The organism is Alistipes sp. An31A (assembly GCF_002159425.1).
GTDB lineage: Bacteria > Bacteroidota > Bacteroidia > Bacteroidales > Rikenellaceae > Alistipes > Alistipes excrementigallinarum.
The window spans coordinates 32307-54402 of the sequence record NZ_NFIO01000011.1; the positions used below are offsets into that span (position 1 = coordinate 32307).

Sequence of the window (22096 nt, forward strand, 5' to 3'; positions counted from 1 at the left end):
CCCATCGACCCTCACTTTCACCAACCGGGCCCCCTTCGACCCTCATTCTCACAAACCCTTTCCGGGTTGGCGGCCTCCGGGCGGTCTTCTTCGGACGGCGGCTTCCGGTGCGGCCTTCTTCGGGCCGTCTCCTTCGGACTGCGTCGGTCCCCGGTGCGGTGGGGCTATTGCCAGTCGTTCCCGGCCCGGCGTCGTGAGCCTCGGTCCGAGATGGCATTTCCTGCGGCCAGCATGCAGAGCACGATGATGGAGAGGGTGTGGTTCGGCGCTTCGGGGAACATCAGCCGCGTGGCCACGTGGATGGCAAAGGCGGCAATGAGCAGGAAGAGCGAAACGATGCGGATTACTTTTTCGGGTTCCATGGTGTCGTGTCTGCTTTTGACATGACAAAGATACAAAGGAAATTCGAAAAACAAATAAAATTTATTGTTTTTCGATAATTTTTTTTCGAAAAGCCCGCTGCTCCTCCCTTTTGACGGAGGCCGGGGTGTGGGCAGCGGCGGTCCTGGTTGCGACGAAGGCGTGCGGCCGGGGAGGCTTTTGCGGCCGGATGGAAAGAGCAAGTGGCCGGGGGTGGCAGATGTTTGTGGTGGTTGCGGGTGGTTGCGGCTGGTGTGCCGGTCGCTGTGTCGAGAGATTGCAGCTGCTGTGTCGGAAGGTCGAAGCTTCCCCTGAGACGCGTCTCCCGGCCCACTTTACGGAGGTCCGAAAGGGTAGCCGGGGGCAGGTAGGCAATGCGGAAGATGGCCGGGGAGTTTGTCTGCCTCTGCCGGCCGGGAAAAAGCGAAGCGGCTCCGAGGGTCGCTTCACGTTCTGTTGTGTGGATTGTTGGTCGGATTTTCCTGCCGGGGTGTATGGGACCTCCTTCGCAGCGGAACGTCTGCTTCCGGGTGTTGGCATCGGGTGTCAATTCCGGAACCCGTCCCGGAACCGGCGGTTTCGCGGCTGGGTGGCGGCTTAGAGTGTTTACCTGGGGCCAGCTCCTTCCCGGTCGGGGCGTCCTCTGCTGCCCGTTTGCCGCCCCGGCTCCCCCCGGCCGCTTAGTTTGCCGCCTCGGCGGACTGCTCCGCGGGGACGAACTTGTAGAGCTGGTCGCCGCGGTGGATGAGCTCCCCGGTCTTGATGGAGCAGAGTTCGCCCTGTCGGACCGACTCGGCGGGCTTGCCGTCGCGGTCGTGCAGCTCGTCGAGCCGCTGCTCGGCCACCCCCGTGGTGGCCCCCATGAAGAAAATCTCCTCGCCGCGGGCCAGCGGAGCCGCCTCGACCAGCACCTCGGCCACCGAAATCTTCTTGTAGAAGTTGACCACCTTGCCCACGTAGACCTTGCGCCGCGTGGCCGACGAGCCGTAGTTGCGGCTGTGCTCGGCGATGGGACGCCCGGCGTAGTAGCCCTCCCAGAAGCCGCGGTTGAAGACCGTGGCGAGCCGCTCCTTGAGCGAGGCGGCCAGCTCGGGGGTGTACTCGCCCGCCTCCATGGCGCGCAGCGCCCGGTCGTAGCACTCCACCACGCGCTTGACATACTCGGCGCCGCGGGCGCGCCCCTCAATCTTGAGCACCCGCACGCCGGCCCCGACCATGCGGTCGAGGAAGTCAATCGTGCAGAGGTCCTTGGGCGAGAGGATGTAGCGGCCGTCGATGTCGAGCGCCTGGCCCGTCTCCCGGTCGGTGATGGTGTACTTGCGGCGGCAAATCTGGCGGCAGGCCCCCCGGTTGGCCGAGCACGAGGTCTCGTGCAGGCTCAGGTAGCACTTGCCCGAGATGGCCATGCAGAGGGCTCCGTGGGCGAACATCTCGATTTCGACCAGCTCGCCCTTCGGGCCGCGGATGTCGTTCTCGACGATTTGGCGGTGGATGGCGGCCACCTGTTCGAGCGAGAGCTCGCGGGCCAGCACCACCGTGTCGGCCCACTGGGCGAAGAAGCGGACCGCCTCGGAGTTCGAGATGTTGCTCTGGGTCGAGATGTGGACCTCGACCCCCACGCGCCGTGCGTAGAGGATTGCGGCGAAGTCGGTGGCGATGATGGCGTCGACCCCCTCGGCGCGGGCGCGGTCGATGACGGCGTGCACGTCGGCCATCTCATCCTCGTAGACCACCGTGTTGACCGTCAGGTAGGTCTTCACGCCGTGCTCGTGGGCCGTTTTGACGATGCGCCCCAGGTCGTCGAGCGTGAAGTTGGCTGCCGAGGCGGAGCGCATGTTGAGTTTTCCCACGCCGAAGTAGACCGAATCGGCCCCGGCGTGGATGGCGGCCATCAGCGACTCGTAGGAGCCGACCGGGGCCATGATTTCTATTTCGGAACGTTTCATCGTGTTGCTGTCGTTGTGTTTGGTTCGGGGAGCTTCCGGTTCGGGACGCCCCGACGCGGACTCCTGTTGTTCGGAGCGTGCCTCCGTGCCATCCCTGGCACCTTTCCGGCCCTCTCCGGCCCTCTTCGGCTGGGCTCGCTCGGACCTCTCCCCGGTTCTTCCCCGGCTGGCCTCTCCGGCCGGGTCCGCTCGAACCTCTCTCCGGTTCTCTCGGCCCTCCCCTCTTCGGCCGGCTACTTCTTGCGGCCCATCAGGCTCTCGGCGAATTCGCGCATGCGCTGTGTGCGTGAGGCGTCGACCGAAAGGGTGTCGAGCAGCGCGAGCGCCCGCTCGAACTTGAGCGAAATCTGCTGCTCGGTCAGCCGCGGCACGTCGAGCCGGTCGTAGACCTCCTTGACGCGGGCAATCTTCTCGGCATCGCTCAGCGAGGGGTCCTTGTAGGTCCGGCGGAGCGTCTCGCGCGTGGGCTCGTCGGCACGGCTCATCGCCGTAATCATCAGATAGGTCTGCTTCCCCTCGAGGATGTCGCCGCCGATGGCCTTGCCCAGCCGCTCGTCGCCGTAGCTGTCCAGCAGGTCGTCCTGCAGCTGGAAGGCGAGTCCCAGCTCGATGGCGAAGCGGTAGAGCGTGCGGCAGTCCTCCTTCGGTGCGCCGCCGAGGATGGCTCCGATGGTGACGGCACCGGCCAGCAGCACCGAGGTCTTGAGTTCAATCATGTGCATGTACTCCACCACCGAGACCTTCTGCTTCTGCTCGAAGTCCATGTCGTACTGCTGCCCCTCGCAGACCTGGAGCGCCATGGTGTTGAAGACCTTCAGAATGCGGGGCAGCAGCTCCGCGGGGCACTGCGCCAGCATGCGGTAGGCGCAGATAATCATCGCGTCGCCCGAGAGGATGGCCACGTTCTGTCCCCACTTGGCGTAGACCGAGGGCTTGCCGCGCCGGACGGGGGCGTTGTCCATGATGTCGTCGTGCAGCAGCGTGAAGTTGTGGAAAATCTCGACGGCGGCCGCAGCCGGAAGCGCCTGCGCCGTTTCGGAGGAGAACATGCCGCAGGCGAGCATCAGCAGCATCGGGCGGAGCCGTTTGCCGCCGCCCGCCAGCGAGTAGCCGATGGGGGCGTAGAGTTTTTCGGGCTCGGAGGCGAAATCGGTCTGAGCCAGATAGTTTTCGATGGTCGAAAGCAGCTGTTCGTTCGCAAGCATGGGAGTAAGACTTTAGGATACAAAATTACCCCAAAAGTAGGAAAAAACTTTGGAGTGGGCGAATTTTATTTTAACTTTGACCTAATAAAAATTCATTAAAAAAGGTCAATCCATGAAAAAGTTAGTAATCGGTGTAGATATCGGCGGAATCAATACGGCATTCGGACTGGTGGACGAAAACGGCGACCTCTACGCCGAATCGGTCATCTCAACCAAGAAGTACCCCTATTTCGACGACTACAAGGCCTACGTGGCCGACCTGTGCGACGCCATGCACGCCATGGCCGACAGCCTCTCGTTCGACTACGAGCTGGCGGGTATCGGCATCGGCGCCCCCAACGCCAACTACCACAAGGGGACCATCGAGACGCCGGCCAACCTCTGGAAGTTCCGCGAGGATGAGCCCAATCCCGACGAGTCGCGCCGCATCTTCCCGCTTGTCGAGGACATCGCGCGCTGCTTCGGCGGCGTGAAGACGCTCATGACCAACGACGCCAACGCGGCGACCATCGGCGAGATGGTCTACGGCAACGCCAAGGGGATGCGCGATTTCATCATGGTGACGCTGGGCACGGGTCTGGGTTCGGGTTTCGTGGCCAACGGCGAGATGATTTACGGCAGCGACGGCTTTGCGGGCGAGTTCGGCCACATCATCGTCGAGCGCAACGGCCGCCAGTGCGGCTGCGGACGTCGGGGCTGTCTGGAGACCTACGTCTCGGCCACGGGCATCAAGCGCACGGCCTTCGAGCTGATGGCGACGATGACCGCACCGAGCAAGCTGCGCGACATCGCCTTTGCCGATTTCGACGCCTCGATGATTTCGGCCGCCGCCGCGCAGGGTGACCCCGTGGCGCTCGAGGCCTTCCGCGTGACGGGCGAGATGCTGGGCCGGGCGCTGGCCGACATTGTGGCCATCACCTCTCCCGAGGCCATCTTCCTCTTCGGCGGACTGTCGAAGGCGGGCAAACTGCTCTTCGAGCCGACGCAGTGGTACATGGAGGAGAACATGCTCTCGATGTTCAAGAACAAGGTGAAGCTGCTGCCCAGCGGCATCCAGGGCAAGAACGCCGCCATCCTCGGCTCCTCGGCTCTGATTTGGCAGAGCATGCAGCAGTGAGGCAGATACGCTCTGTTGAAGCGCACCTCCGTGCGGAACAGGCCGCGCGGAGGTGTGCTTTGCGTTGAGGCCCGTCTGGCGTTGAGGTGCGTCCCGCGTTGAGGCTCGCCCCTCCCAAGGCGGGCTCTACGTTGAGAGCCTCCCCCGAGCTGCGGGTCGAACGAACCGAAGAGAGCAGTCGGAGCAAACCGGGAACCACGAAAAGAGCGGACCCGCCCCCATCGGGCGGGTCCGCTCTTTTTCTTTCCGTTGTGCCGGCCTCTATCGGCTTTCGGCTCGTTGTGTCGGCTGCATTGCCACTTGGGGCTTCATTGCCGGTGTATTCTTCCGGTCTTTGAGCCCTCCGGCTTGCGGCTGCCTTCCCGGCTGCCTTCCCGCCGGAGCGGGGGATTAGCGCATGGCGATTTCGGCCGAGCCAATCATGTAGCCGTCGCAGTAGAGCTGCACGAGGTAGGTGCCCGCCGCGAAGCCCGAACTGTCGAAGTAGATGCCCACCTCGAGGTCCTGGTTCTGGTAGTCGACCTCACGCATGGCCGAGTAGCTCAGCCGCTCGCCCTCGTACTCGAAGGTCGGCATCGCCTCGGTGGTCAGCACATAGCCGTCGGGCGAGGTGAGGCGCATGTAGACGGCCTTGTTGCCGGGTGTGGTCAGCTCGTTGGCCGTCAGCACGAAGTCCACGCGCACGCGCTCGGCGTTGCGGATGCGCGAAACCTCCTTGTTGCGGGCGTTGAGCCCCGTGAGGCGGATGCCGCGCGCCTTGATGACGGCACCGGCGCGCACCTTGTTGTCGAGCTCGGCGGCCTTCTCCTCGGCCATCTCGGCCCGCAGCGTGGCCGACGAAATCTCCTTGCGGTAGGAGATGTTCTCGGTGATGAGCTTCTGGTTGAGCGAGTTGAGCGAGTCTATCTGGTGCAGGTAGCCGCGCATGACCGTACGCAGCGTCCCCACCTCCTTCTCATACTGCTTGATTTTGGCCAGGCTCCAGCGGCGCTCCTTGCGCAGCTGGTTCATCAGCGAATCGGCGCGGCCCCGCTCGATGTCGAGGCTGGCCGAGATGGAGTCGTTGGCCACGTGCAGGTTGTCGTAATCCTCCATCAGACGGCCCAGGTCGTTCTGAATCGAGTCGCGGTCGGCGCGCAGCAGCTCGTTGTCGAGCATCTGCTGGCGGTGGATGCCGAAGTAGAGCGCCGAGATGGCGACCAGAATCACCGAGAGGATGATGATGACAATCCGATAGCCGCGGATGGACTTTCCGGAGTCGGGCCGGGGCGTGTAGTCCTCCTCGAACTCCGTGTTGTCGTAGTTATCGTACTCCTGTCTGTTCTCTTCCATGGTGTTGGTGTGTGGGTTTGATTTTTCTGCAAAGATACGTTTTTTGGCGAATTATCCTAACGCCGAATCTGCGGCCCGCTATTTTATCCGGCTTTTGAGCGGATATTTGAGCCCCTTGTAGCCCGAAAGGTAGGCGTTGATGCTGCCGATGCGCACGGGCGACTCGAGGTAGAGCGGGATTTTGTTCTCGTCGTCCGAAATCCAGATGGTGAAGACCGTGCCGTCGGTGAACGAGAACCCCTCGGAGGTGCCCAGCTGGCAGTCGAACTTCAGCGTGCGAAAGCGCCCCAGGTTGCGGATTTTCTTCTCCTCGCGCCCCAGGAAGCGGAAGTGGAGGTGGCGGACGGTGTCCTGCAGCACCATCTGCAGCGTGCGGGGCTCCCCGGCTCGGAACTGTTCGGCCTCGGCCGAGCGGAGGCTGAAGAAGAGCGAGATGGCATCCATGCTCTCGCGCGTGAGCGGGAGCACCTTTTCGCGAATGGGGCGCTGGCGGCTCTGCCAGCGGGTGTGGACGCGCATCTGCTCCCAGTCGTAGCGGTAGGTGCTGCGGAAGGTGTAGTCGCCCTCGTGCAGGTCGCTGCGGAAGTGTACCGGGCGCAGCGAGTCGGGGTCGACGTGGACCGTGTAGATGTCGACCAGATTGAAGAACCACCGGTAAGTGGGCAGCGTGCGCCCCTCGCCGATGACCTTGTAGCAGGGCTTCCCTTCGAACTCCTCCTCGGAGGTGGCAATCTGCACGGCGCCGATTTCGGTGTTGGGGAACATCTTGGCGCGGTAGCTGACGCGGTAGTCGAGCACCTCGCCGGGGTGGTAGAGCTGGGCGGCAAGGGGCGCGGCAAGCAGCAGCAGGAGCGCCGTGAGCAGCGTTTTGGTACGGGTCATCATGATGAGAAAACGGTTCTTGGTGGTAAATTATTACGAAATTCGTGAAAAATCAATCTCTTCGCGCCCCGAGTAGCGCTCCTTCAGGCGGCGCAGCCCCTCGTGGCCGGGGGCCGCGAGCGCGGGGTCGGATGCGAGCACCTCGCCGGCGGCGTCGCGCGAGCGGGTGAGTATCTGCACGTCGAGCGTCGGGTTGGCAATCTTCAGGTCAAAGGCCATGCCGCTCTGCTGCGTGCCGTTGATGTCGCCCGCGCCGCGCAGCTTGAGGTCGAGCTCCGCCAGACGGAATCCGTCGTTGGTCTGGCACATGGCGTCGAGCCGCGCCTGCGACTCGCGCGAGAGCTTGTCGCCCGACATGAGGATGCAGTAGGACTGCTCGCCGCCGCGCCCCACGCGGCCGCGCAGCTGGTGCAGCTGCGAGAGGCCGAAGCGCTCGGCCGACTCGATGACCATGACCGTGGCGTTGGGGACGTCGACCCCCACCTCGATGACCGACGTGGCCACCAGAATCTGCGCCTCGCCCTCCTTGAACTGGCGCATCGACTCCTCCTTGTCGGCGGGCTTCATCCGCCCGTGGCAGATGGCCGTGACGTACTGCGGCAGCGGGAAGTCGCGCGAGATGGCCTCGTAGCCGTCCGTGAGGTCCTTGTAGTCCATCGCCTCGGACTCCTTGATGAGGGGATAGACGACGTAGACCTGGCGCCCCTTGGCGATTTCGCGGCGCATGAAGCCGAAGAGCTTGAGCCGTGCGGCGTCGGTGTAGTGGAAGGTCTTGATGGGGCGGCGGCCCGGCGGCAGCTCGTCGATGACCGAGACGTCGAGGTCGCCGTAGAGGGTCATGGCCAGCGTGCGGGGGATGGGCGTGGCGGTCATCACCAGCACGTGGGGCGGCTGCGCGTTCTTGGTCCAGAGCCGTGCGCGCTGCTCGACGCCGAAGCGGTGCTGCTCGTCGATGACCACGAAGCCCAGGTTGGCGAAGCGCACCCGCTCCTCGATGAGGGCATGGGTGCCGATGAGGATGTGGACCTCGCCCGAGGCGATGCCCTCGAGCGCCTCGCGCCGTTCGCGGGCCTTCGAGGCGCCGGTGAGGATGGCCACCCGCACGCCGAGCCCCTCGACCATGCGGCCGATGGTGGCCGCGTGCTGGCGGGCCAGAATCTCGGTGGGGGCCATCATGCAGGCTTGGTAGCCGTTGTCGACGGCCAGCAGCATCGACATGAGCGCCACGAGCGTCTTGCCGCTCCCCACGTCGCCCTGCAGCAGGCGGTTCATCTGGAATCCGGTGGCCGTGTCCTGGCGGATTTCGCGGATGACGCGCTTCTGGGCGCCGGTGAGCGGGAAGGGGAGCTTCTCGCGGTAGAAGCGGTTGAAGGCGTCGCCCACCCGCGTGAAGAGGAAGCCGTTGTTGCGAGCGAGCCGCTCGCTGCGGCGCGCCAGGACGTTGAGCTGCACGCCCAGCAGCTCCTCAAACTTGAGGCGGTACTGCGCCTGGCGCAGCAGCTCGGGCGACTGCGGGAAGTGGATGTTGTAGTAGGCCTCGCGCAGCGGGATGAGGCCGTAGCGCGTGCGCAGCTCCTCGGGCAGCGTCTCCTCGATGTGGTCGGCGGCGCGCTCCCACGTGCTGCGCATGATGCGGTAGAGCCCCTTGGTCCCCACGGCGCCCTGCAGCCGCTCGGTGGTGGAGTAGATGCCCTGCATGCCGCTCTCGGGCTTGCGCGAGAGGGCCTGCTCCATCGTCTCGAGTTCGGGGTGAACCATCGAAAGTTCGTTGTGGTAGAAGCTCGGGCGGCCGAATACGAGGTATTCGCGCCCCACCTCGATGCGCTTTTCGACCCACTTGATGCCGGCGAACCAGACCAGCTCGGCCGACCCCGTGGGGTCCGAGACCGAGACCGTGAAGCGGCGCTTGCGCCCCTGTCCGGCGTAGCCGATGCCCGTCACGCGGGCGCGGAACTGCACGAGCGAGGGGCCCCCTTCGGTGATTTCACCGATGCGGTAGATGCGCGTGCGGTCGATGTAGCGGAAGGGGAAGTGGTTGAGCATGTCGCCCAGCGTGCGGATGCCGAGCTCCTTGTCGAGCAGCCGCGCGCGCGCCTCCCCCACGCCGGGGACGAATTTTATGTCGTTGTCCAGATAGTTCACTCCGCAAATATAATGCATGCCCCGTGCAAAAGCAAGACCGGAACGCCCCGTGTGCGGAGCGGCTCCGCGTGTGGGGTGTTCCGGTTGTCGGTCCGGCGGGGCGTCTGCCGGGGGATGACGGCCCGACCGTGTTTGTTTGGGAACGGTCCGGCTGCCGATTTGGCCGGCAGCTCCGGTTGGGTTCGTCGGTTGGGTTCGTCGTTGGGGCGGTTGTCGGTCCGGCGGGATGTCCGGCGGGGCGGCCGGTTGCCCGGTCGTGTCTGTTTTGGGGCGGCCCGGCCGGCACACAGCAAGAAACGGCCGGCGGTTTGGCCGGCCCTTGTTGGAAAAGGGTTTGGCTGTCGGTTCCGTGTTTGGCGCTCGGTTCCGTGTTTGGCGCTCGGTTCCGTGTTTGGCGCTCGGTCCCGTGTTTGGCGCTTGTCGGGAGCGGCCGGCGCTTCGGGGGGCGTTCGTCCCGGTGCCTGCGTCCGGCTGCCCGGGCGGGGCTATTGCTCCTCCTCGGTCATCGAGACGTTGACGTGCTCCTTGACAAAGAGCCCGGCATCCTCCGATGCAGCGTCACGCGGCACGAACTCCTCGTCGGTGAAGCCCATCCGGTACTCCCGTGCCTTGTACGAGCCGTTCTGGGGGCCGTCGATGTCGGTGAAGTTCAGCGTCAGGTTGTCCTTCTGACCGTTGTCGCGAAGGTCGAAGCTGCCGTCGGTGCCGCTCAGCACGCTCTTCAGCCCGTCCTTTCCCCGCACCTCGATGCCCTCGATGGGGTTGCCCTCGAGGTCGGTCACCCGGCCCTGGACGCGGTAGTCGACGTTGGGTGTTCCGTACATCGCAAGAATCTGTTCGTCCTCGTTGCAGGCCGTTCCGAATCCCAAAAGGGCCAGAGCGGCAAGTGCCCAGCTTCGTTTCATGGTCATACAGGTTTGGTTCCTTTCCAAAAGTAGTGAATAATAGAGGTTTTCGCAACTTTTGCTCCGATTTTCTTCCGCCGGCGGCGCCGCACTGTGCGGACGGTGTGGAAATCGGCCGAAAAAACGCTATCTTTGTCTTCGGAAAAAAAGAGGCGCAGCCATGATGAATCTTTCGGAATACCGGCGCCGTCCGACCTGCGAGGTGCGCATCGGACGGGTTGCCATCGGCGGCGGAAACCCCGTTGCCGTGCAGTCGATGACCAATACCGACACCAACGACACGCCGGCGAGCGTGGCCCAGATTGAGCGGATTGACCGCGCGGGCGGCAAGATTGTCCGTCTGACGGCCCAGGGGCGCCGCGAGGCGGAGAACCTGGGTGCCATCGCCGCGCAGCTGCGCGCCGACGGCTACGACACGGCGCTGGTGGCCGACGTCCACTTCGTTCCCGAGGTGGCCGCCATTGCGGCCCGCTACGTCGACAAGGTGCGCATCAACCCGGGCAACTACCGCTCGGAGCACGGCGAGTTCGAGGCGCTCATCGAGCAGTGCCGCCAGCGCGGCGTGGCGCTGCGCATCGGCGTCAACCACGGCTCGCTCGCCCGCCGCGTCTTCGACCGGTGGGGCGACACGCCGCAGGGGATGGTCGTCTCGGCGATGGAGCTCCTGCGCGTCTGCCGCGAGCGCAATTTCGACCAGGTGGTCGTCTCGATGAAGTCGAGCAACACGCGCGTGATGGTCCACGCCTACCGGCTGTTGGTCGAGGCGATGGATGCCGAGGGGATGCACTATCCGATTCATCTGGGTGTGACGGAGGCGGGCAACGGCCTCGAGGGGCGCATCAAGAGCGCCGTGGGCATCGGTGCACTGCTGGCCGACGGCATCGGCGACACGATTCGCGTCTCGCTGACCGAGGCCCCCGAGCACGAAATCCCCGTGGCGCAGCAGCTCGTCGAGCAGTTCGCCGCGCGTCCGGGCCGCTTCGAGGTGCTCCACCCCGAGCGCTATTCGCCCACCGAGTTCCGCCGCCGCAGCCGGGTGCAGGTGCCCGTCGTGCGGGGCGAGTCGATGGAGGGGTTCCGCATCCTCGAGTCGACCTCGGAAAACCCCACGGCCGAGCTCCGCGCGGCGATTCTCAACCTCGAGGAGGATTGCCCGGTGGTGCTCCGGCGGCACTACGACGAACCCACGCTCGAGCGGCTGGCCGTGCGTGCGGCGGCCGACCTGGGACCGCTCTTCCTCGACGGCCTGGCCGACGGCATCTGGCTCGACGCCCCGCGCTACACGGAGGAGGAGCTCCGCCGCGTCGAGCTGATGATTCTCCAGGCGGCGCGCCTCCGCTTCTCGCATACCGAATACATCGCCTGCCCCTCGTGCGGACGCACGCTCTACGACATCGAGCAGACGCTGGCCGCCATCAAGGCGCGCACGTCGCACCTGAAGAACCTCCGCATCGGGGTCATGGGGTGCATCGTCAACGGCCCGGGCGAGATGGCCGATGCCGACTACGGCTACGTGGGGGCCGCCCCGGGACGCATCACCCTCTACAAGGGGCGCACGGTCGTCGAGCGCAACATCCCGCAGGAGGAGGCGCTCGACCGTCTGGTGGCCCTTATCCGCGAAAACGGCGACTGGCGCGAGCCGGGCGAGTAACCCCGGCCACCCGGCCACCCGGGCTCTTGGGCCGCTGTTGCCGCCGGGTCCGACCGGCTGAAGCCCCGGCCCGCCGCTCCGCCCCGCCGAGGCCCCGCCTCCGGTTCCTGACCTGTTGAGGCCCCGGCCGCTCCGGCCGCTGTTGCCGCCGGGTCCAACCCGTTGAGGTTCCTGCCGCTCCCGGCCGCAGTTGCCGTCGGGCCCGACCCGCCGGGCTCCTGCCGCCGACCGCCGACCGCCGACCGCCGCCCCTCCGGTTCTGCCGCCGAGTTCTGCGGACCGCCGACCACTCGGCCCGGTCCCCGCCTCCAACCCCTTCCTTATCCTGTAAAATCCTGTAAAAATGTTTGACCGATGACCATTCTTCCTCTGGCCTATCTTCCCTCGGTGGAGTACATCGCGCATCTGCTGCGCGAGGAGTGCGTCATCGACCTGGGCGAACACTTCATCAAGCGCTCGGAGCGCAACCGCACGCGGATTCTGGCCACGGGGGGGCCCATGGAGCTCACCGTCCACGTCCGCAACGCCGACCGCCCGCGCCAGCCCATGCGCGAGGTGCGGCTCGACTACTCGAAGCGCTGGCCCCACCAGCACTGGCTCTCGCTCGTCTCGGCCTACCGCAGCTCGCCCTACTTCGACCACTACGCCGAGCGCTTCGAACCCCTCTACCGCGCGCCGGGCGACCTGCTTGCGGAGTTCAACCTTGCGCTGCTGCGCACGCTGCTCGAGGCGGCCAAGGCCCCCTGCCGGCTCCGCCTCTCGGAGCACTACGTCGAGGCGCAGCCGGGCGATGTCGACCTGAGGCCCAAACACAGAGAGGGCCCGGCCTTCGAGGCCGAGCCCTACATTCAGGTCTTTTCCGACCGGATGCCCTTCGTCGCCAACCTGTCGTTCATCGACCTGTTGTTTGCCGAAGGACCCCAAGCAGCGGCTGTTGCGGCGCGCAGTCGATTCTGAAGCGCAGCGAGTCGCTTTGTCCTCCCAGTGAAGCCTTCAGCCACACGGTTCCCTGGAGCGTCATCGTGTCGGTGACGTACTGACAGTCGGCATAGCGGCGCAGCGCCACCGTGTCGCCGTTGATGCGCAGCTGCGGCCTGCCCGCCGAGGAGTAGACCTTGAAGGCCTGCCGCTCGGTGTCGCGCAGCCGGTGGCGCTTGTCGGCCAGGTGGAGCGTCGTGTCGCGCTTGTTCCACATCGCACGGTAGAGGTAGTAGACATCCTTGCGCTCGCGGCGGTCCTGCGTCATCAGCCCCGAGCCGTTGACCCCGTAGGGGCGGCGCGCCGAGCCGTAGTCGAAGAGGTTGTTGACCCACACGCCCCAGAAGAGCGAATCCTGCTCCAGATTCTTGGCATAGGCCTCGTGGAAGCGGCTCTGCCGCTGCTCGGGTATCCAGTTCGTGCGCGATACGGGCGGCACGGCGTTGTACTGGTGTGCCGGGAAGCCCGGCTCGCCGTAGCAGACACCCGACGCGAGGTGCGACCAGTTGCGGCGCAGCAGGTCGCGCCATACGGCCACATCGTCGGGCGAACCCTTCTCCCAGCCAACCTCCTGCTGCCAGACAATCAGGTCGGTGATGAAGTTGAGGCTGCCGTCCTGGTTGCTGCAGGCCACCGTCGGACGGGTGGGGTCCATGCGGTGCGCCGCGTCGTTCAGACGGCGGATGTAGGGCGAGGGGTCATCCCCCTTGGCCTGTAACAGCGAGAAAATGCCCCACATGACCACCGAGGGGTGGTTGTAGTTCTGGGCGATAATCTCCTGCAGCTGCTGGAGGCCGTTCTCCTCGAACTGCGGGGTGGGGAAGTAGCCCATGTCGCCCAGGAAGGGGGCCCTCTGGAAGGGGATTTCGGCCCAGACCAGGATGCCGCGCTCGTCGCAGAGGTCGTAGAAGTACTGCGCGTGGGGCATCACCGCCGAGCGTACGGCGTTGGCCCCCAGGTCGCGGATGCAGGCCATGTCGGCGTCGTAGTCGGCGTCGGTCAGGGCGCCCCCCTCAAGCGCATTGTCGTGGTAGAGCGTCACGCCGTGGATGGCGCAGAAGCTGCCGTTGAGGGTGAAGCGCTCCTCGGGGGTGAAGCGCACCGAGCGGAAGCCCGTGCGGACGCTCACCTCGTCGAGCACCTGCTGCTCGCCCAGCCGCACGGTGAAGCGGTAGAGTGCCGCATGGTCGGGGCTCCACAGCTCGGGGTCGTCGACCGAGAAGGGTACCGATGCCGGGCGCCCGTCGAGGCGCACGCGCTGGCGGCGCGTGTAGACGCGCGTGCCGTCGGGAGCGGTGATGTCGAGCGTGAGCAGGCAGTTGGCCTCGCCCGACGAGGAGGTGAGGTGGATTTCGGCCTCGCCCTCGACCCGCTCGGGGGTCACCGACGTGGGCTTGACCAGCACGCCGTCCGAACCGAAGTAGAGGGGCGAGACGGCCGTGCGGTCGGTGACGATGAGCTCGGCGCCGCGGTAGATGCCGCCGTAGAGGTTGGCGTCGGTCGAGACGGGCAGCACGTCCGAGCGGCTGTTGTTGCTCACGATGACCAGCAGCGCGTTCTTGTCTCCGCAGCGCAGCTTGTCGGTGATTTCGAAGGTGAAGGCCGCCGCCCCGCCGCGGTGTTCGCCCACGTAGTTGCCGTTGACGAAGAGCGTGGCGACGTTCTGCACGCCGTAGAACTTCACGAAGACGCGCTTGCCGCGCCATTCGGCGGGGATGCGCACCTCGTTCTGGTAGTTGGCCGTGGTTTCGAGGAAGAGGCCGACGGCTTCGGTGTCGGTGTTCCAGGTATGGGGCAGTGTGACGTAGCGGGCGTTGTCGCTCGTGTTCTCCGACTTGAAGAAGAAGCGCCACCCCTCGTTCAGCGGGTAGACTTTACGGGCCTGCGCCGTGATGCAGAGCAGCACGAGCAGCAGGGTTGCTGCGACTCTTTTCATGGTTTCTCGAAGGCTGTTTGGCGCAAATATACGAAATTTCGGCAAAAGTTGTCCCGGCGTTTTCCTCGGGGGCGGAATGCAGAGAGGCCCGGACCGTTGCGGTCCGGGCCTCTCGGGTCGGTAAAAAGACAGGAGACTCGAATTGGATGAAGATAACGATGTGTTTGTGGCGTATTCGTTTTGTGAGATGAGTCTCCTGTCAGGGGGGCTACTTCTGGGCGACAGCTACCTTGACGGTACCCGTGCGCTTCTCGCCGTAGGCGTAGGTGAAGGTGACGTCAATCGAGACGGTCTCGGTGACGGCCATCGACGTGTCGGTCGAACCCTTGACCGTCAGCAGGCCCGTTGCCGGGTCGAACGAGATGCGGTTCGTGTAGATGATGTCGGGGGTCGAGTAGCTTACCTCGGCGCCCAGCGGCGTCTTGATGTTCGTCAGAAGGCCCTTCGCGTCGGTCGTTCCGTCGTCGGTCTTCGGTGCGGCGAAGACGTTGGCGTTGTTCATATCCTTGAGCGTGAGCAGCGTCGAGATGTAGAGCGTCTGGTCGGTGGTCGTAGCTCCGATGGAACCGTCCTTGGCGGTGATGGCCTGGTCCTTAATCGGGTCGGCGATGTAGGCCGTGAACTTCTGCAGGTCGAATACCACGCCGTTGTTGTCCTCGAGCGTGACGACAATCGGCAGCTCAAGGCCCTTGTACGAGCCCCACGAGAGCTTCGTGCCGCTTACGCCGGCCGTGCCGTAGTCGGCCTCCTCGTCGCTCCGGTCGATGGCGAACTTGACGCTCACGCCTGCAACGTCACCGTCGTAGAAGTAGGTGTTGACCAGGTCCTTGTTGTCTACCGAGAAGACACCGCCCTCGAGCGTCGTGGCAATCAGCACGCGGTTGTCGGCCGGCAGGTCGGAGCCGCGCTGCAGCAGGACGCCCTGCGGCTTGTTGAGCGTGAAGGTGCCGCCGAAGACAACCTCGAGGCCCCACGTGGTGGTCAGCTTGCCCGAAAGCTCGTAGGGAGTCTCGGTCTTGGCGAAGCTTACGGCGATGTTGTCCGAGCCAATCAGAATCTGCGAACCGTCCTCGGCGCGGAGCGTGTTCTCCTCCTCGGAGGTCGATACGAACTGCTTGCCGTTCAGCGCGCTCTTGAAGGTTGCGTAGTCGGCGAAGTACTTCTCGGCAGCCTCACCCCACGTGTCCCAGATAATCTGGGCGAAGTCGAGGAATACCTTGTACTGGCGCGTGTTGGGCTCGTAGGCAATCTCCTTGGTGATGAGCTGGTCGGCAACGGCGGGCAGACCCTCGACCGTGAGCGGGAACTTGACGGTAACGGTCGTACCGGCTGCGCTCTCCTCGTAGAGGGCTACGACGGTGTAGTTTCCACCTGCGATGAAGTGGTTCTGTGCATCGGTCAGCTTGAGCGTCATGCGCTGTACGTCACCCTCGACCGACGGCTGCGAGTAGCTCTCGGCGGCAACCTGGATGTCGCTCACGGTAGCACCCTTGGCATCGGTTACGGTGAAGGTCGGCATCAGCGACTTGAGGGCGTTGAAGCGCTCGACATCGAGCTTGTTGGTGAACTCGTACTGTGCGGTGTACTCCTGCGAGCCCGAAGCGGCGGCGTAGTTCCATACGACGGGGGCGTCGAGCTGTGCGGTCTCGACCTCGGTGTCTACCGAGATGATGTTGAGCTTGGCAACGGCCTGCGTGTTGACATCGGCGTAGTTGCCGTTCTGGTCCTTCAGACGGAAGGTGAAGGCGCCCGACGTGATGACGTCACCTACCAGCTCGGGAGCCGGGGTTACGATGGCGGCCGAGGTCTCGGTCAGCTCGTAGTTCTCCTCGTGGCCGTTGGTTACCGTGGCGGCATCCTCCGGTGCAACCAGCTCGAACTGGGGAACGTTCTCCCATACGCTGTTCAGCGCCATGAGCTCCCCGTCCTGCTTCAGCACGACGGAGTAGCCCTCGAAGAAGTTGCGGACGTTCTTGTCGGTGAACTCGACGTCGGAGGCGTACTCGTTGTTCTTGAGCTCCACGTACTTGTCACCCTCGAGGCGGGCAACCGTCAGCAGGTTGTTGACTGCGAAGGTCTGTCCTCCCTCGGTGGGGATGAACTCCGAGGTGTACTCGATGCCCTGCAGGGGGTTCTCCTCGGTCGAAGCGGCGTTGTCGATGGCGACGTGGAGGGCGATTGCGAGCGTCTTGGGCTGCTCCTCAAGTCTTGCCTCGAAGTAGTCGTAGTCGGTCGAAACGACCACCACGAACTCACCCTTGGCGGCGTTCCACTCCTTCACTTCGTCGATGGTGAAGGCGGCACCCTCGGCACGGGTCATCACCTCCTCGGTCACGATGCTCAGCGTCTCGGCGTTGAGCTTCGACTCTACGGCCAGCGACGCGGGCGTTACGCGGAACTTCAGCTCGGCCTGCTGCTTCTCGGCAGCACCCAGCGAGAAGTAGGAGGTCTCACCCTCCCCGTTGGTCATCTGGATGGCGTACGATGCGGGGAATACCACCTTGCCGTCGGCATAGGCCGGAACATAGACCAGCGACTGGATGCGGTTCTCGAGGTCGGCCACGCGCTGCTCGAGCTCCTCAATCTTCTCGAGGTAGGCCTTCAGCTCGTCGCTGAGCATCTCCTTCGAGACGGTCAGACCATCGGCGCTGCCGATGAGTGCCAGGATGGCCTCCTTGTACTCCTCGTTCTGGCCCTTGATTTGCTCGAGCACGGCGTCGGCAGCACCCTCGGCGTTGACGTAGTCGTAGTCGAACTTGTAGTTGGCGATGTACTCGTTCATCTGCTCGCCCAGCCAGGAGTCCTTCTTGAACTCCTCGATGGCGGCGTTGATGAGCCCCTGCACGTCGACACCCTCGAGCTGCTCGAGGCGCGAGATGAGCTCGTTGAGGGCCGACTTGGTGGCGAATTCGTTGCGCAGCGTCTGCTCCGAATCCTTCACGGCGTTGTCGACGTAGCTCTTCAGCGTGTTTTCCAAATCACGCAGCTTCTGGGCAACGTCACCCATTCCCTCGACCGTGCCTTCGAGGGTGGAGAGGCGCGAGGAGAGGTCTTCGATGACCTCGACGGAGCTCTTCACACCGTCAATCTGGCTCTGGAGGTCCTTGATGGTGACCGTCTCCAGTTCGTCGAGTTTCTTGTTTATCGAATCGATGTCGTCGTCGTAGCTCTTGCAACCGACACCGGCCAGCATTGTTCCCGTCAGGAACAACGCAAGAAACTTTTTGAAGAATTGTTTTTTCATAGTTGATGATAATTGAGTTGTGTTGAATTGTTGTGGTTTGTCCTCTGTTGCCCTGTGGAGTTCCGCATGCGGAGCTCTGTTGTTTTTAAAAATTTAAGTTATTGTCCGTTAGTTGTTTATCTCTTTTTATGAACGTTTTCGGCGGGTGCGGTTCGCAATTTGTTGGTATCATATATGATACGCGTGGTGCAAATATAATATATAAATTTTGCACAACAAAACTTTTTATCCGATTTTTTGAAAATGACACTCGACTATCAGGAGGAAATTGCATATATCTCTTCGAGAATCAGGCAATTACGCAAGGAACGGCACCTCACCGTACAGGAACTTGCGTACCGGTGTGACATGGAGCGCTCGAACATGAGCCGCATTGAGGCGGGGAGGACCAACCTGACCGTAAAGACGATGTGTATCATCTGTAACGCACTGTGCGTGAGTCTTCGGGATTTAATCCGGTAAGCGATATACCTATAATATAAAAGAGGTCCCCGCGGGAGGGGACGCAACAAAGGGTCAAACTTGCCGGGGCTGCCACGAAAGGCCCCTTTTTTGTGCCCTTTCCGCGAGCGGAGGCGGCTGCCGTCTCCCGAAGACCGGGAGCAGGCACACTCCCTCGTGGCCGCCCCGACCGGAAGCCGGTGCCCCGTTATACTGCCGCCCTGCAACGCGTGCGCACCCCTTCGCAGCCGCTCCTGCCGGGTGAGGGGGCCGCTCCCTTGCGGCCCCATCCCGCCCCCCCCCAAGCCCGGAAGTGGCCCCCCTCCATCGCCCCGGCCGTAAGTGGAAGCCCCTTGCTGCGGCCCCTTTTCGGTCCGGAATTTGGCGCTTCGCGCGGCAAACGTTATCTTTGTCGGAGAATCGAAACGATTGACCGATGAATGCAATAGACCTGGTGGTATGCCTGCTGCTGCTTCTGGCCCTCTGGCACGGCTGGAAGCAGGGCTTCATCGTGCAGGTATGCTCGCTGGCCGGCATCCTGGCCGGCATCTGGCTCGCCTCGCGCTACGGTGCGGTGGTGGGCGGCTGGCTCCGCCTCGACGAGCAGTTCGCCGCCGCGGGGGGCTTCATCGCCCTCTTCGTGGTGGTCCTCATCGTGGTGGCCATCCTGGCACGGCTGCTGCGCCGCCTCTTCCGCTTTGCCGGACTGGGGGCGGCCGACGTGCTGCTGGGGGTGGTGGTCTCGCTGGCCAAGTGCCTGCTGGCGCTGGGCGTTCTCTTCGCCGCCTTCGACCGCCTCAACGGGCAGTACGACCTGGTCGAGGAGCGCACCCTCGAGCAATCCATCAGTTACCAACCCGTCATGCACCTCAGCGAATCGCTCCTCCCCTTCGTGGAGCGGGCCTTCGGCGAGGGCGCGACCCCAAGCGACGCCGACCATGGAGACGATGCAACCCACTGAGGCCTCGGGCCTTGTCGTGCGTGCCACGGGCAGCTGGTACGAGGTGGCGAGCGGCGGCCGCACGCTCCGCTGCCGCATCCGCGGACGGCTGCGCCTGAAGGGTATCCGCTCGACCAACCCCGTGGTGGTGGGCGACGTGGTGCGCTTCGAGGAGGGCGAGGAGGGCGAAGGGAGCATCTTCGCCGTCGAACCCCGCCGCAACTACATCATCCGCCGCGCCTCGAACCTCTCGAAGGAGTCGCACATCATCGCGGCGAACGTCGACCAGGCGCTGCTGCTGGTGACGCTCTCGGAGCCGGTGACGGCCCCCGAGTTCGTCGACCGCTTCCTGGTGACGTGCGAGGCCTACAAGGTGCCCGTCACGCTGGTGCTGGCCAAACGCGACCTGCAGTCGGACGAGGCGGTGGCGGCCTTCCGCGCCGTCTACGAGGCGGCGGGCTACCCCGTGCTGGAGGTTGCGGCGCTCGAAGGGCGGGGCGTGGAGGAGGTCCGCGCGCTGCTGGCCGGCCGCACGACCCTCTTTTCGGGCAACTCGGGGGTGGGCAAGTCGACCCTCGTGCAGGCCATCGACCCCTCGCTCGACATCCGCACGGGCGAAATCTCCGAGAGCCACCACAAGGGGCGCCATACGACCACCTTCTCGACGATGTATCCGCTCGGCGACGGGGGCTGGCTCATCGACACGCCGGGCATCAAGGGCTTCGGCCTCATCGACATCGACGACGCCGAGCTGTGGCACTACTTTCCCGAGATGATGCGCCTGGCGACCGGCTGCCGATTCTACAACTGCACCCACACCCACGAACCGGGATGCGCCGTCGTGGCGGCCGTCGAGCGGGGCGAGGTGGCGTGGTCGCGATACGAAAGTTACCTGAAAATCCTCGACGAAGATGACAAGTACCGCAAATAGGGACGTGGCGTGGTACCGCGAGCGGATAGCCCTCCTCTCCGGCTTCATGCTCCCCGCACGCTACGACGTGCTGCGGCGGACGGTCGCCATGCGTACGCGCTACATGACCATCCTGGCCGAGAATACCTTCCATCCGCAGAATGCCGCGGCGCTCATCCGCCACTGCGAGGCCTTCGGCCTGCAGCAGATGCACACGGTCGAGACCTTCTGCCGCTTCAACCCCAGCGCCGCCATCGTGCGGGGCACCGACCGCTGGGTCGACATCCGCCGCCACGGGTCGACGGCCGAGGCGCTCGCGGCGCTGCGTGCCGAGGGGTACCGCATCGTGGCGACGACGCCCCACCGCGAGGATACGACCCCCGAGTCGTTCGACGTCGGACGCGGGCGCTTCGCGCTGGTCTTCGGCACGGAGCATGCCGGCATCTCGGAGGAGGTGCTCGCGTCGGCCGACGAGTTCCTGCGCATCCCCATGTGCGGCATGGTCGAGAGCCTCAACGTCTCGGCCTCGGCCGCCATCCTCATCTACATGCTCTCGGAGCGGATGCACCGCCAGGTCGAGGGGTGGAACATGACCGCTGCGGAGCAGGCCGCGACGCTCTACGGCTGGATGTGCCGCAGCGTCAAGGACTCGGAGGAGATACTCAAACGAACATTCGGAGAAGAATAACACCATGAATACGATTCTGCGCAAACAGTTTCTGGCCCACGTGGGCCAGACTTCGCCTTCGCCCATGCTGGTGGAGGTCGAACGGGCCGAGGGGAGTTTCTTCTACACGCCCGAGGGGCGCCGCTACTACGACCTGGTGGCGGGCGTCTCGGTGAGCAACGTCGGCCATGCCAACCGCGAGGTGGTGCGCGCCGTCCAGGAGCAGGCGGCCCGCTACATGCATGTGATGGTCTACGGCGAGCTGGTCGAGGCGCCGCAGGTACGCTACGCCGCGCGCATCGCCTCGCTGCTGCCCGGGGGACTCGAGAGCGTCTACTTCGTCAACTCGGGCGCGGAGGCGGTCGAGGGGGCCCTCAAGCTGGCCAAGCGCTTCACGGGCCGCACCGAGCTCATCTCGATGCGGCGCGCCTACCACGGCTCGACCCACGGCTCGATGAGCATGATGGGTGCCCCCGAGGGGGAGGAGTGGAAGGGTGCCTTCCGCCCGCTGCTGCCCGACGTGCAGGCCATCGAGTTCAACGACCCGGCGCAGCTCGAGCGCATCACGCGCCGCACGGCCTGCGTGCTGGTCGAGCCCGTGCAGGGCGAGGCCGGCGTGCGGGTGCCCCGGCCGGGCTACCTTGAGGCGCTGCGCCGCCGCTGCGACGAGGTGGGGGCGCTGCTCGTTTTCGACGAAATCCAGACGGGGCTGGGCCGCACGGGCGAGCTCTTCGCCATGCAGAAGTACGGCGTGGTGCCCGACATCGTCTGCCTGGCCAAAGCTTTCGGCGGGGGCATGCCGCTGGGGGCCTTCATCGCGCGCCACGAAATCATGGACACGCTGCAGTCGAACCCCACGCTGGGCCACATCACCACCTTCGGCGGCCATCCGGTCTGCTGTGCGGCGGGCCTTGCGGCGCTGGAGTATCTGCTCGACCATCACATCGTCGAGCAGGTCGAGGCGAAGGGGGCTCTCTACGAGGAGCTGCTGCAGGGCCATCCGGCCGTGCGCGAAATCCGCCGCAGCGGCCTGCTGCTGGCCGTCGAGCTGGGCTCCTCGGAGCGGTTGTACCGCATCATGGAGCTCTTCAAGCAGGCGGGCATCATGAGCGACTGGTTCCTCTTCTGCGATACGGCCTTCCGCATCTCGCCGCCGCTGACCATCTCCGAAGAGGAGGTGCGCGACAGCGCGCGCATCATCCTCGAGTGCCTCGACCGGCTCTGACCGCCGGGCCCGCAAGAGCGACGGCCGGCTCCGGACGGTAGACCGGCATGGACGACGATGGGCTCTGAGTGCCGGGCCCGCGTGGGCGATAATGGGCTCTGAGCGCCGGGCGGGCTTGAGCAACGATGGGCTCTGAGCGCCGACCGGCCTCGTATTACCACCCACCGGCCCCGCATCACCGCCGACCGGCCCTGCATCACCGCCGACCGGCCCTG

General features: G+C 64.7%; 17 protein-coding genes. 8 read left to right on the plus strand and 9 right to left on the minus strand.

The genetic code is table 11. The features are described 5' to 3' along the window. Positions 1 to 164: 164 nt before the first annotated feature. From B5F90_RS09110 to B5F90_RS09120, 3 genes are all read right to left on the minus strand, one after another. Positions 165 to 362: a hypothetical protein gene (locus tag B5F90_RS09110; RefSeq protein ID WP_087362492.1), complete on the minus strand. Its 198-nt coding sequence runs from the start codon at positions 360 to 362 to the stop codon at positions 165 to 167. 678 nt (positions 363 to 1040) lie between these two features. After that, positions 1041 to 2306, minus strand: coding sequence for a peptidase U32 family protein (locus B5F90_RS09115; RefSeq protein WP_087362493.1), 1266 nt, complete (start codon positions 2304 to 2306; stop codon positions 1041 to 1043). A gap of 233 nt (positions 2307 to 2539) precedes the next feature. Continuing rightward, positions 2540 to 3511, minus strand: coding sequence for a polyprenyl synthetase family protein (locus B5F90_RS09120; protein ID WP_087362494.1), 972 nt, complete (start codon positions 3509 to 3511; stop codon positions 2540 to 2542). A 112-nt stretch (positions 3512 to 3623) separates the two neighbouring features. Here B5F90_RS09120 and B5F90_RS09125 point away from each other — a divergent pair, with 112 nt between their 5' ends. Further along, positions 3624 to 4628 carry an ROK family protein gene (locus B5F90_RS09125; protein WP_087362495.1) on the plus strand — a complete coding sequence of 335 codons (1005 nt, stop codon included), beginning with the start codon at positions 3624 to 3626 and terminating at the stop codon, positions 4626 to 4628. Positions 4629 to 5018: 390 nt separating this feature from the next. Here the strand turns inward: B5F90_RS09125 and B5F90_RS09130 are convergent, their stop codons facing one another. The 4 genes from B5F90_RS09130 to B5F90_RS09145 all read right to left on the minus strand — a co-directional run bounded on the left by B5F90_RS09130 (position 5019) and on the right by B5F90_RS09145 (position 9889). Then, positions 5019 to 5960, minus strand: a complete 942-nt coding sequence (locus B5F90_RS09130; RefSeq protein ID WP_087362496.1) for a hypothetical protein — start codon at positions 5958 to 5960, stop codon at positions 5019 to 5021. A gap of 78 nt (positions 5961 to 6038) precedes the next feature. Then, positions 6039 to 6842 carry a DUF3108 domain-containing protein gene (locus B5F90_RS09135; RefSeq protein ID WP_087362529.1) on the minus strand — a complete coding sequence of 268 codons (804 nt, stop codon included), beginning with the start codon at positions 6840 to 6842 and terminating at the stop codon, positions 6039 to 6041. Between the two features lie 33 nt (positions 6843 to 6875). Then, positions 6876 to 8984: an ATP-dependent DNA helicase RecG gene (recG, locus tag B5F90_RS09140; protein ID WP_087362497.1), complete on the minus strand. Its 2109-nt coding sequence runs from the start codon at positions 8982 to 8984 to the stop codon at positions 6876 to 6878. Positions 8985 to 9469: 485 nt separating this feature from the next. Continuing rightward, on the minus strand, positions 9470 to 9889 hold the full coding sequence (locus tag B5F90_RS09145; protein ID WP_162607771.1) for a radical SAM-associated putative lipoprotein: 420 nt from the start codon (positions 9887 to 9889) through the stop codon (positions 9470 to 9472). A 163-nt stretch (positions 9890 to 10052) separates the two neighbouring features. On the opposite strand from B5F90_RS09145, the gene ispG reads away from it, so the two are divergent. Then, a complete protein-coding gene (gene ispG / locus B5F90_RS09150; RefSeq protein ID WP_087362530.1) occupies positions 10053 to 11540 on the plus strand; it encodes a (E)-4-hydroxy-3-methylbut-2-enyl-diphosphate synthase in 1488 nt (495 codons plus the stop codon). A 354-nt stretch (positions 11541 to 11894) separates the two neighbouring features. Further along, on the plus strand, positions 11895 to 12497 hold the full coding sequence (locus B5F90_RS09155; protein ID WP_199792092.1) for a WbqC family protein: 603 nt from the start codon (positions 11895 to 11897) through the stop codon (positions 12495 to 12497). Here the strand turns inward: B5F90_RS09155 and B5F90_RS09160 are convergent. Together B5F90_RS09160 and B5F90_RS09165 are read right to left on the minus strand one after the other, a co-directional pair. Further along, positions 12433 to 14454, minus strand: a complete 2022-nt coding sequence (locus B5F90_RS09160; protein WP_087362499.1) for a glycoside hydrolase family 2 TIM barrel-domain containing protein — start codon at positions 14452 to 14454, stop codon at positions 12433 to 12435. The two genes, B5F90_RS09155 and B5F90_RS09160, sit on opposite strands and share 65 nt — an antisense overlap. 208 nt (positions 14455 to 14662) lie before the next feature. Further along, the gene (locus B5F90_RS09165; RefSeq protein ID WP_143256151.1) at positions 14663 to 17698 is read right to left on the minus strand and encodes a hypothetical protein; all 3036 of its coding nucleotides are present in this window, start codon (positions 17696 to 17698) and stop codon (positions 14663 to 14665) included. A 243-nt stretch (positions 17699 to 17941) separates the two neighbouring features. Here B5F90_RS09165 and B5F90_RS09170 point away from each other — a divergent pair, with 243 nt between their 5' ends. From B5F90_RS09170 to B5F90_RS09190, 5 genes are all read left to right on the plus strand, one after another. Continuing rightward, on the plus strand, positions 17942 to 18160 hold the full coding sequence (locus B5F90_RS09170) for a helix-turn-helix transcriptional regulator (RefSeq protein ID WP_087362501.1): 219 nt from the start codon (positions 17942 to 17944) through the stop codon (positions 18158 to 18160). A 415-nt stretch (positions 18161 to 18575) separates the two neighbouring features. Beyond that, the gene (locus tag B5F90_RS09175; protein ID WP_087362502.1) at positions 18576 to 19100 is read left to right on the plus strand and encodes a CvpA family protein; all 525 of its coding nucleotides are present in this window, start codon (positions 18576 to 18578) and stop codon (positions 19098 to 19100) included. Next, a complete protein-coding gene (rsgA, locus tag B5F90_RS09180; protein ID WP_239307783.1) occupies positions 19078 to 20010 on the plus strand; it encodes a ribosome small subunit-dependent GTPase A in 933 nt (310 codons plus the stop codon). Before B5F90_RS09175 ends, rsgA begins: the two co-directional genes overlap by 23 nt. Then, positions 19991 to 20677: an RNA methyltransferase gene (locus B5F90_RS09185; protein ID WP_087362503.1), complete on the plus strand. Its 687-nt coding sequence runs from the start codon at positions 19991 to 19993 to the stop codon at positions 20675 to 20677. The genes rsgA and B5F90_RS09185 overlap by 20 nt, the downstream gene beginning before the upstream one ends. Before the next feature lie 4 nt (positions 20678 to 20681). Continuing rightward, positions 20682 to 21881: an aspartate aminotransferase family protein gene (locus B5F90_RS09190; protein ID WP_087362504.1), complete on the plus strand. Its 1200-nt coding sequence runs from the start codon at positions 20682 to 20684 to the stop codon at positions 21879 to 21881. Positions 21882 to 22096 lie beyond the last annotated feature (215 nt).

What these genes read in the sequence shown, in the direction of transcription:
- B5F90_RS09125 (WP_087362495.1), top strand. Translation starts at nt 3,624, where the DNA reads ATGAAAAAGTTAGTAATCGGTGTAGATATCGGCGGAATCAATACGGCA.
- ispG (WP_087362530.1), top strand. Translation starts at nt 10,053, where the DNA reads ATGAATCTTTCGGAATACCGGCGCCGTCCGACCTGCGAGGTGCGCATC.
- B5F90_RS09170 (WP_087362501.1), top strand. Translation starts at nt 17,942, where the DNA reads ATGACACTCGACTATCAGGAGGAAATTGCATATATCTCTTCGAGAATC.
- B5F90_RS09120 (WP_087362494.1), bottom strand. Translation starts at nt 3,511, where the DNA reads ATGCTTGCGAACGAACAGCTGCTTTCGACCATCGAAAACTATCTGGCT.
- B5F90_RS09110 (WP_087362492.1), bottom strand. Translation starts at nt 362, where the DNA reads ATGGAACCCGAAAAAGTAATCCGCATCGTTTCGCTCTTCCTGCTCATT.
- B5F90_RS09130 (WP_087362496.1), bottom strand. Translation starts at nt 5,960, where the DNA reads ATGGAAGAGAACAGACAGGAGTACGATAACTACGACAACACGGAGTTC.
- B5F90_RS09145 (WP_162607771.1), bottom strand. Translation starts at nt 9,889, where the DNA reads ATGAAACGAAGCTGGGCACTTGCCGCTCTGGCCCTTTTGGGATTCGGA.
- B5F90_RS09160 (WP_087362499.1), bottom strand. Translation starts at nt 14,454, where the DNA reads ATGAAAAGAGTCGCAGCAACCCTGCTGCTCGTGCTGCTCTGCATCACG.
- B5F90_RS09115 (WP_087362493.1), bottom strand. Translation starts at nt 2,306, where the DNA reads ATGAAACGTTCCGAAATAGAAATCATGGCCCCGGTCGGCTCCTACGAG.
- B5F90_RS09185 (WP_087362503.1), top strand. Translation starts at nt 19,991, where the DNA reads ATGACAAGTACCGCAAATAGGGACGTGGCGTGGTACCGCGAGCGGATA.
- B5F90_RS09165 (WP_143256151.1), bottom strand. Translation starts at nt 17,698, where the DNA reads ATGAAAAAACAATTCTTCAAAAAGTTTCTTGCGTTGTTCCTGACGGGA.
- B5F90_RS09155 (WP_199792092.1), top strand. Translation starts at nt 11,895, where the DNA reads ATGACCATTCTTCCTCTGGCCTATCTTCCCTCGGTGGAGTACATCGCG.
- rsgA (WP_239307783.1), top strand. Translation starts at nt 19,078, where the DNA reads ATGGAGACGATGCAACCCACTGAGGCCTCGGGCCTTGTCGTGCGTGCC.
- B5F90_RS09175 (WP_087362502.1), top strand. Translation starts at nt 18,576, where the DNA reads ATGAATGCAATAGACCTGGTGGTATGCCTGCTGCTGCTTCTGGCCCTC.
- B5F90_RS09135 (WP_087362529.1), bottom strand. Translation starts at nt 6,842, where the DNA reads ATGACCCGTACCAAAACGCTGCTCACGGCGCTCCTGCTGCTGCTTGCC.
- B5F90_RS09190 (WP_087362504.1), top strand. Translation starts at nt 20,682, where the DNA reads ATGAATACGATTCTGCGCAAACAGTTTCTGGCCCACGTGGGCCAGACT.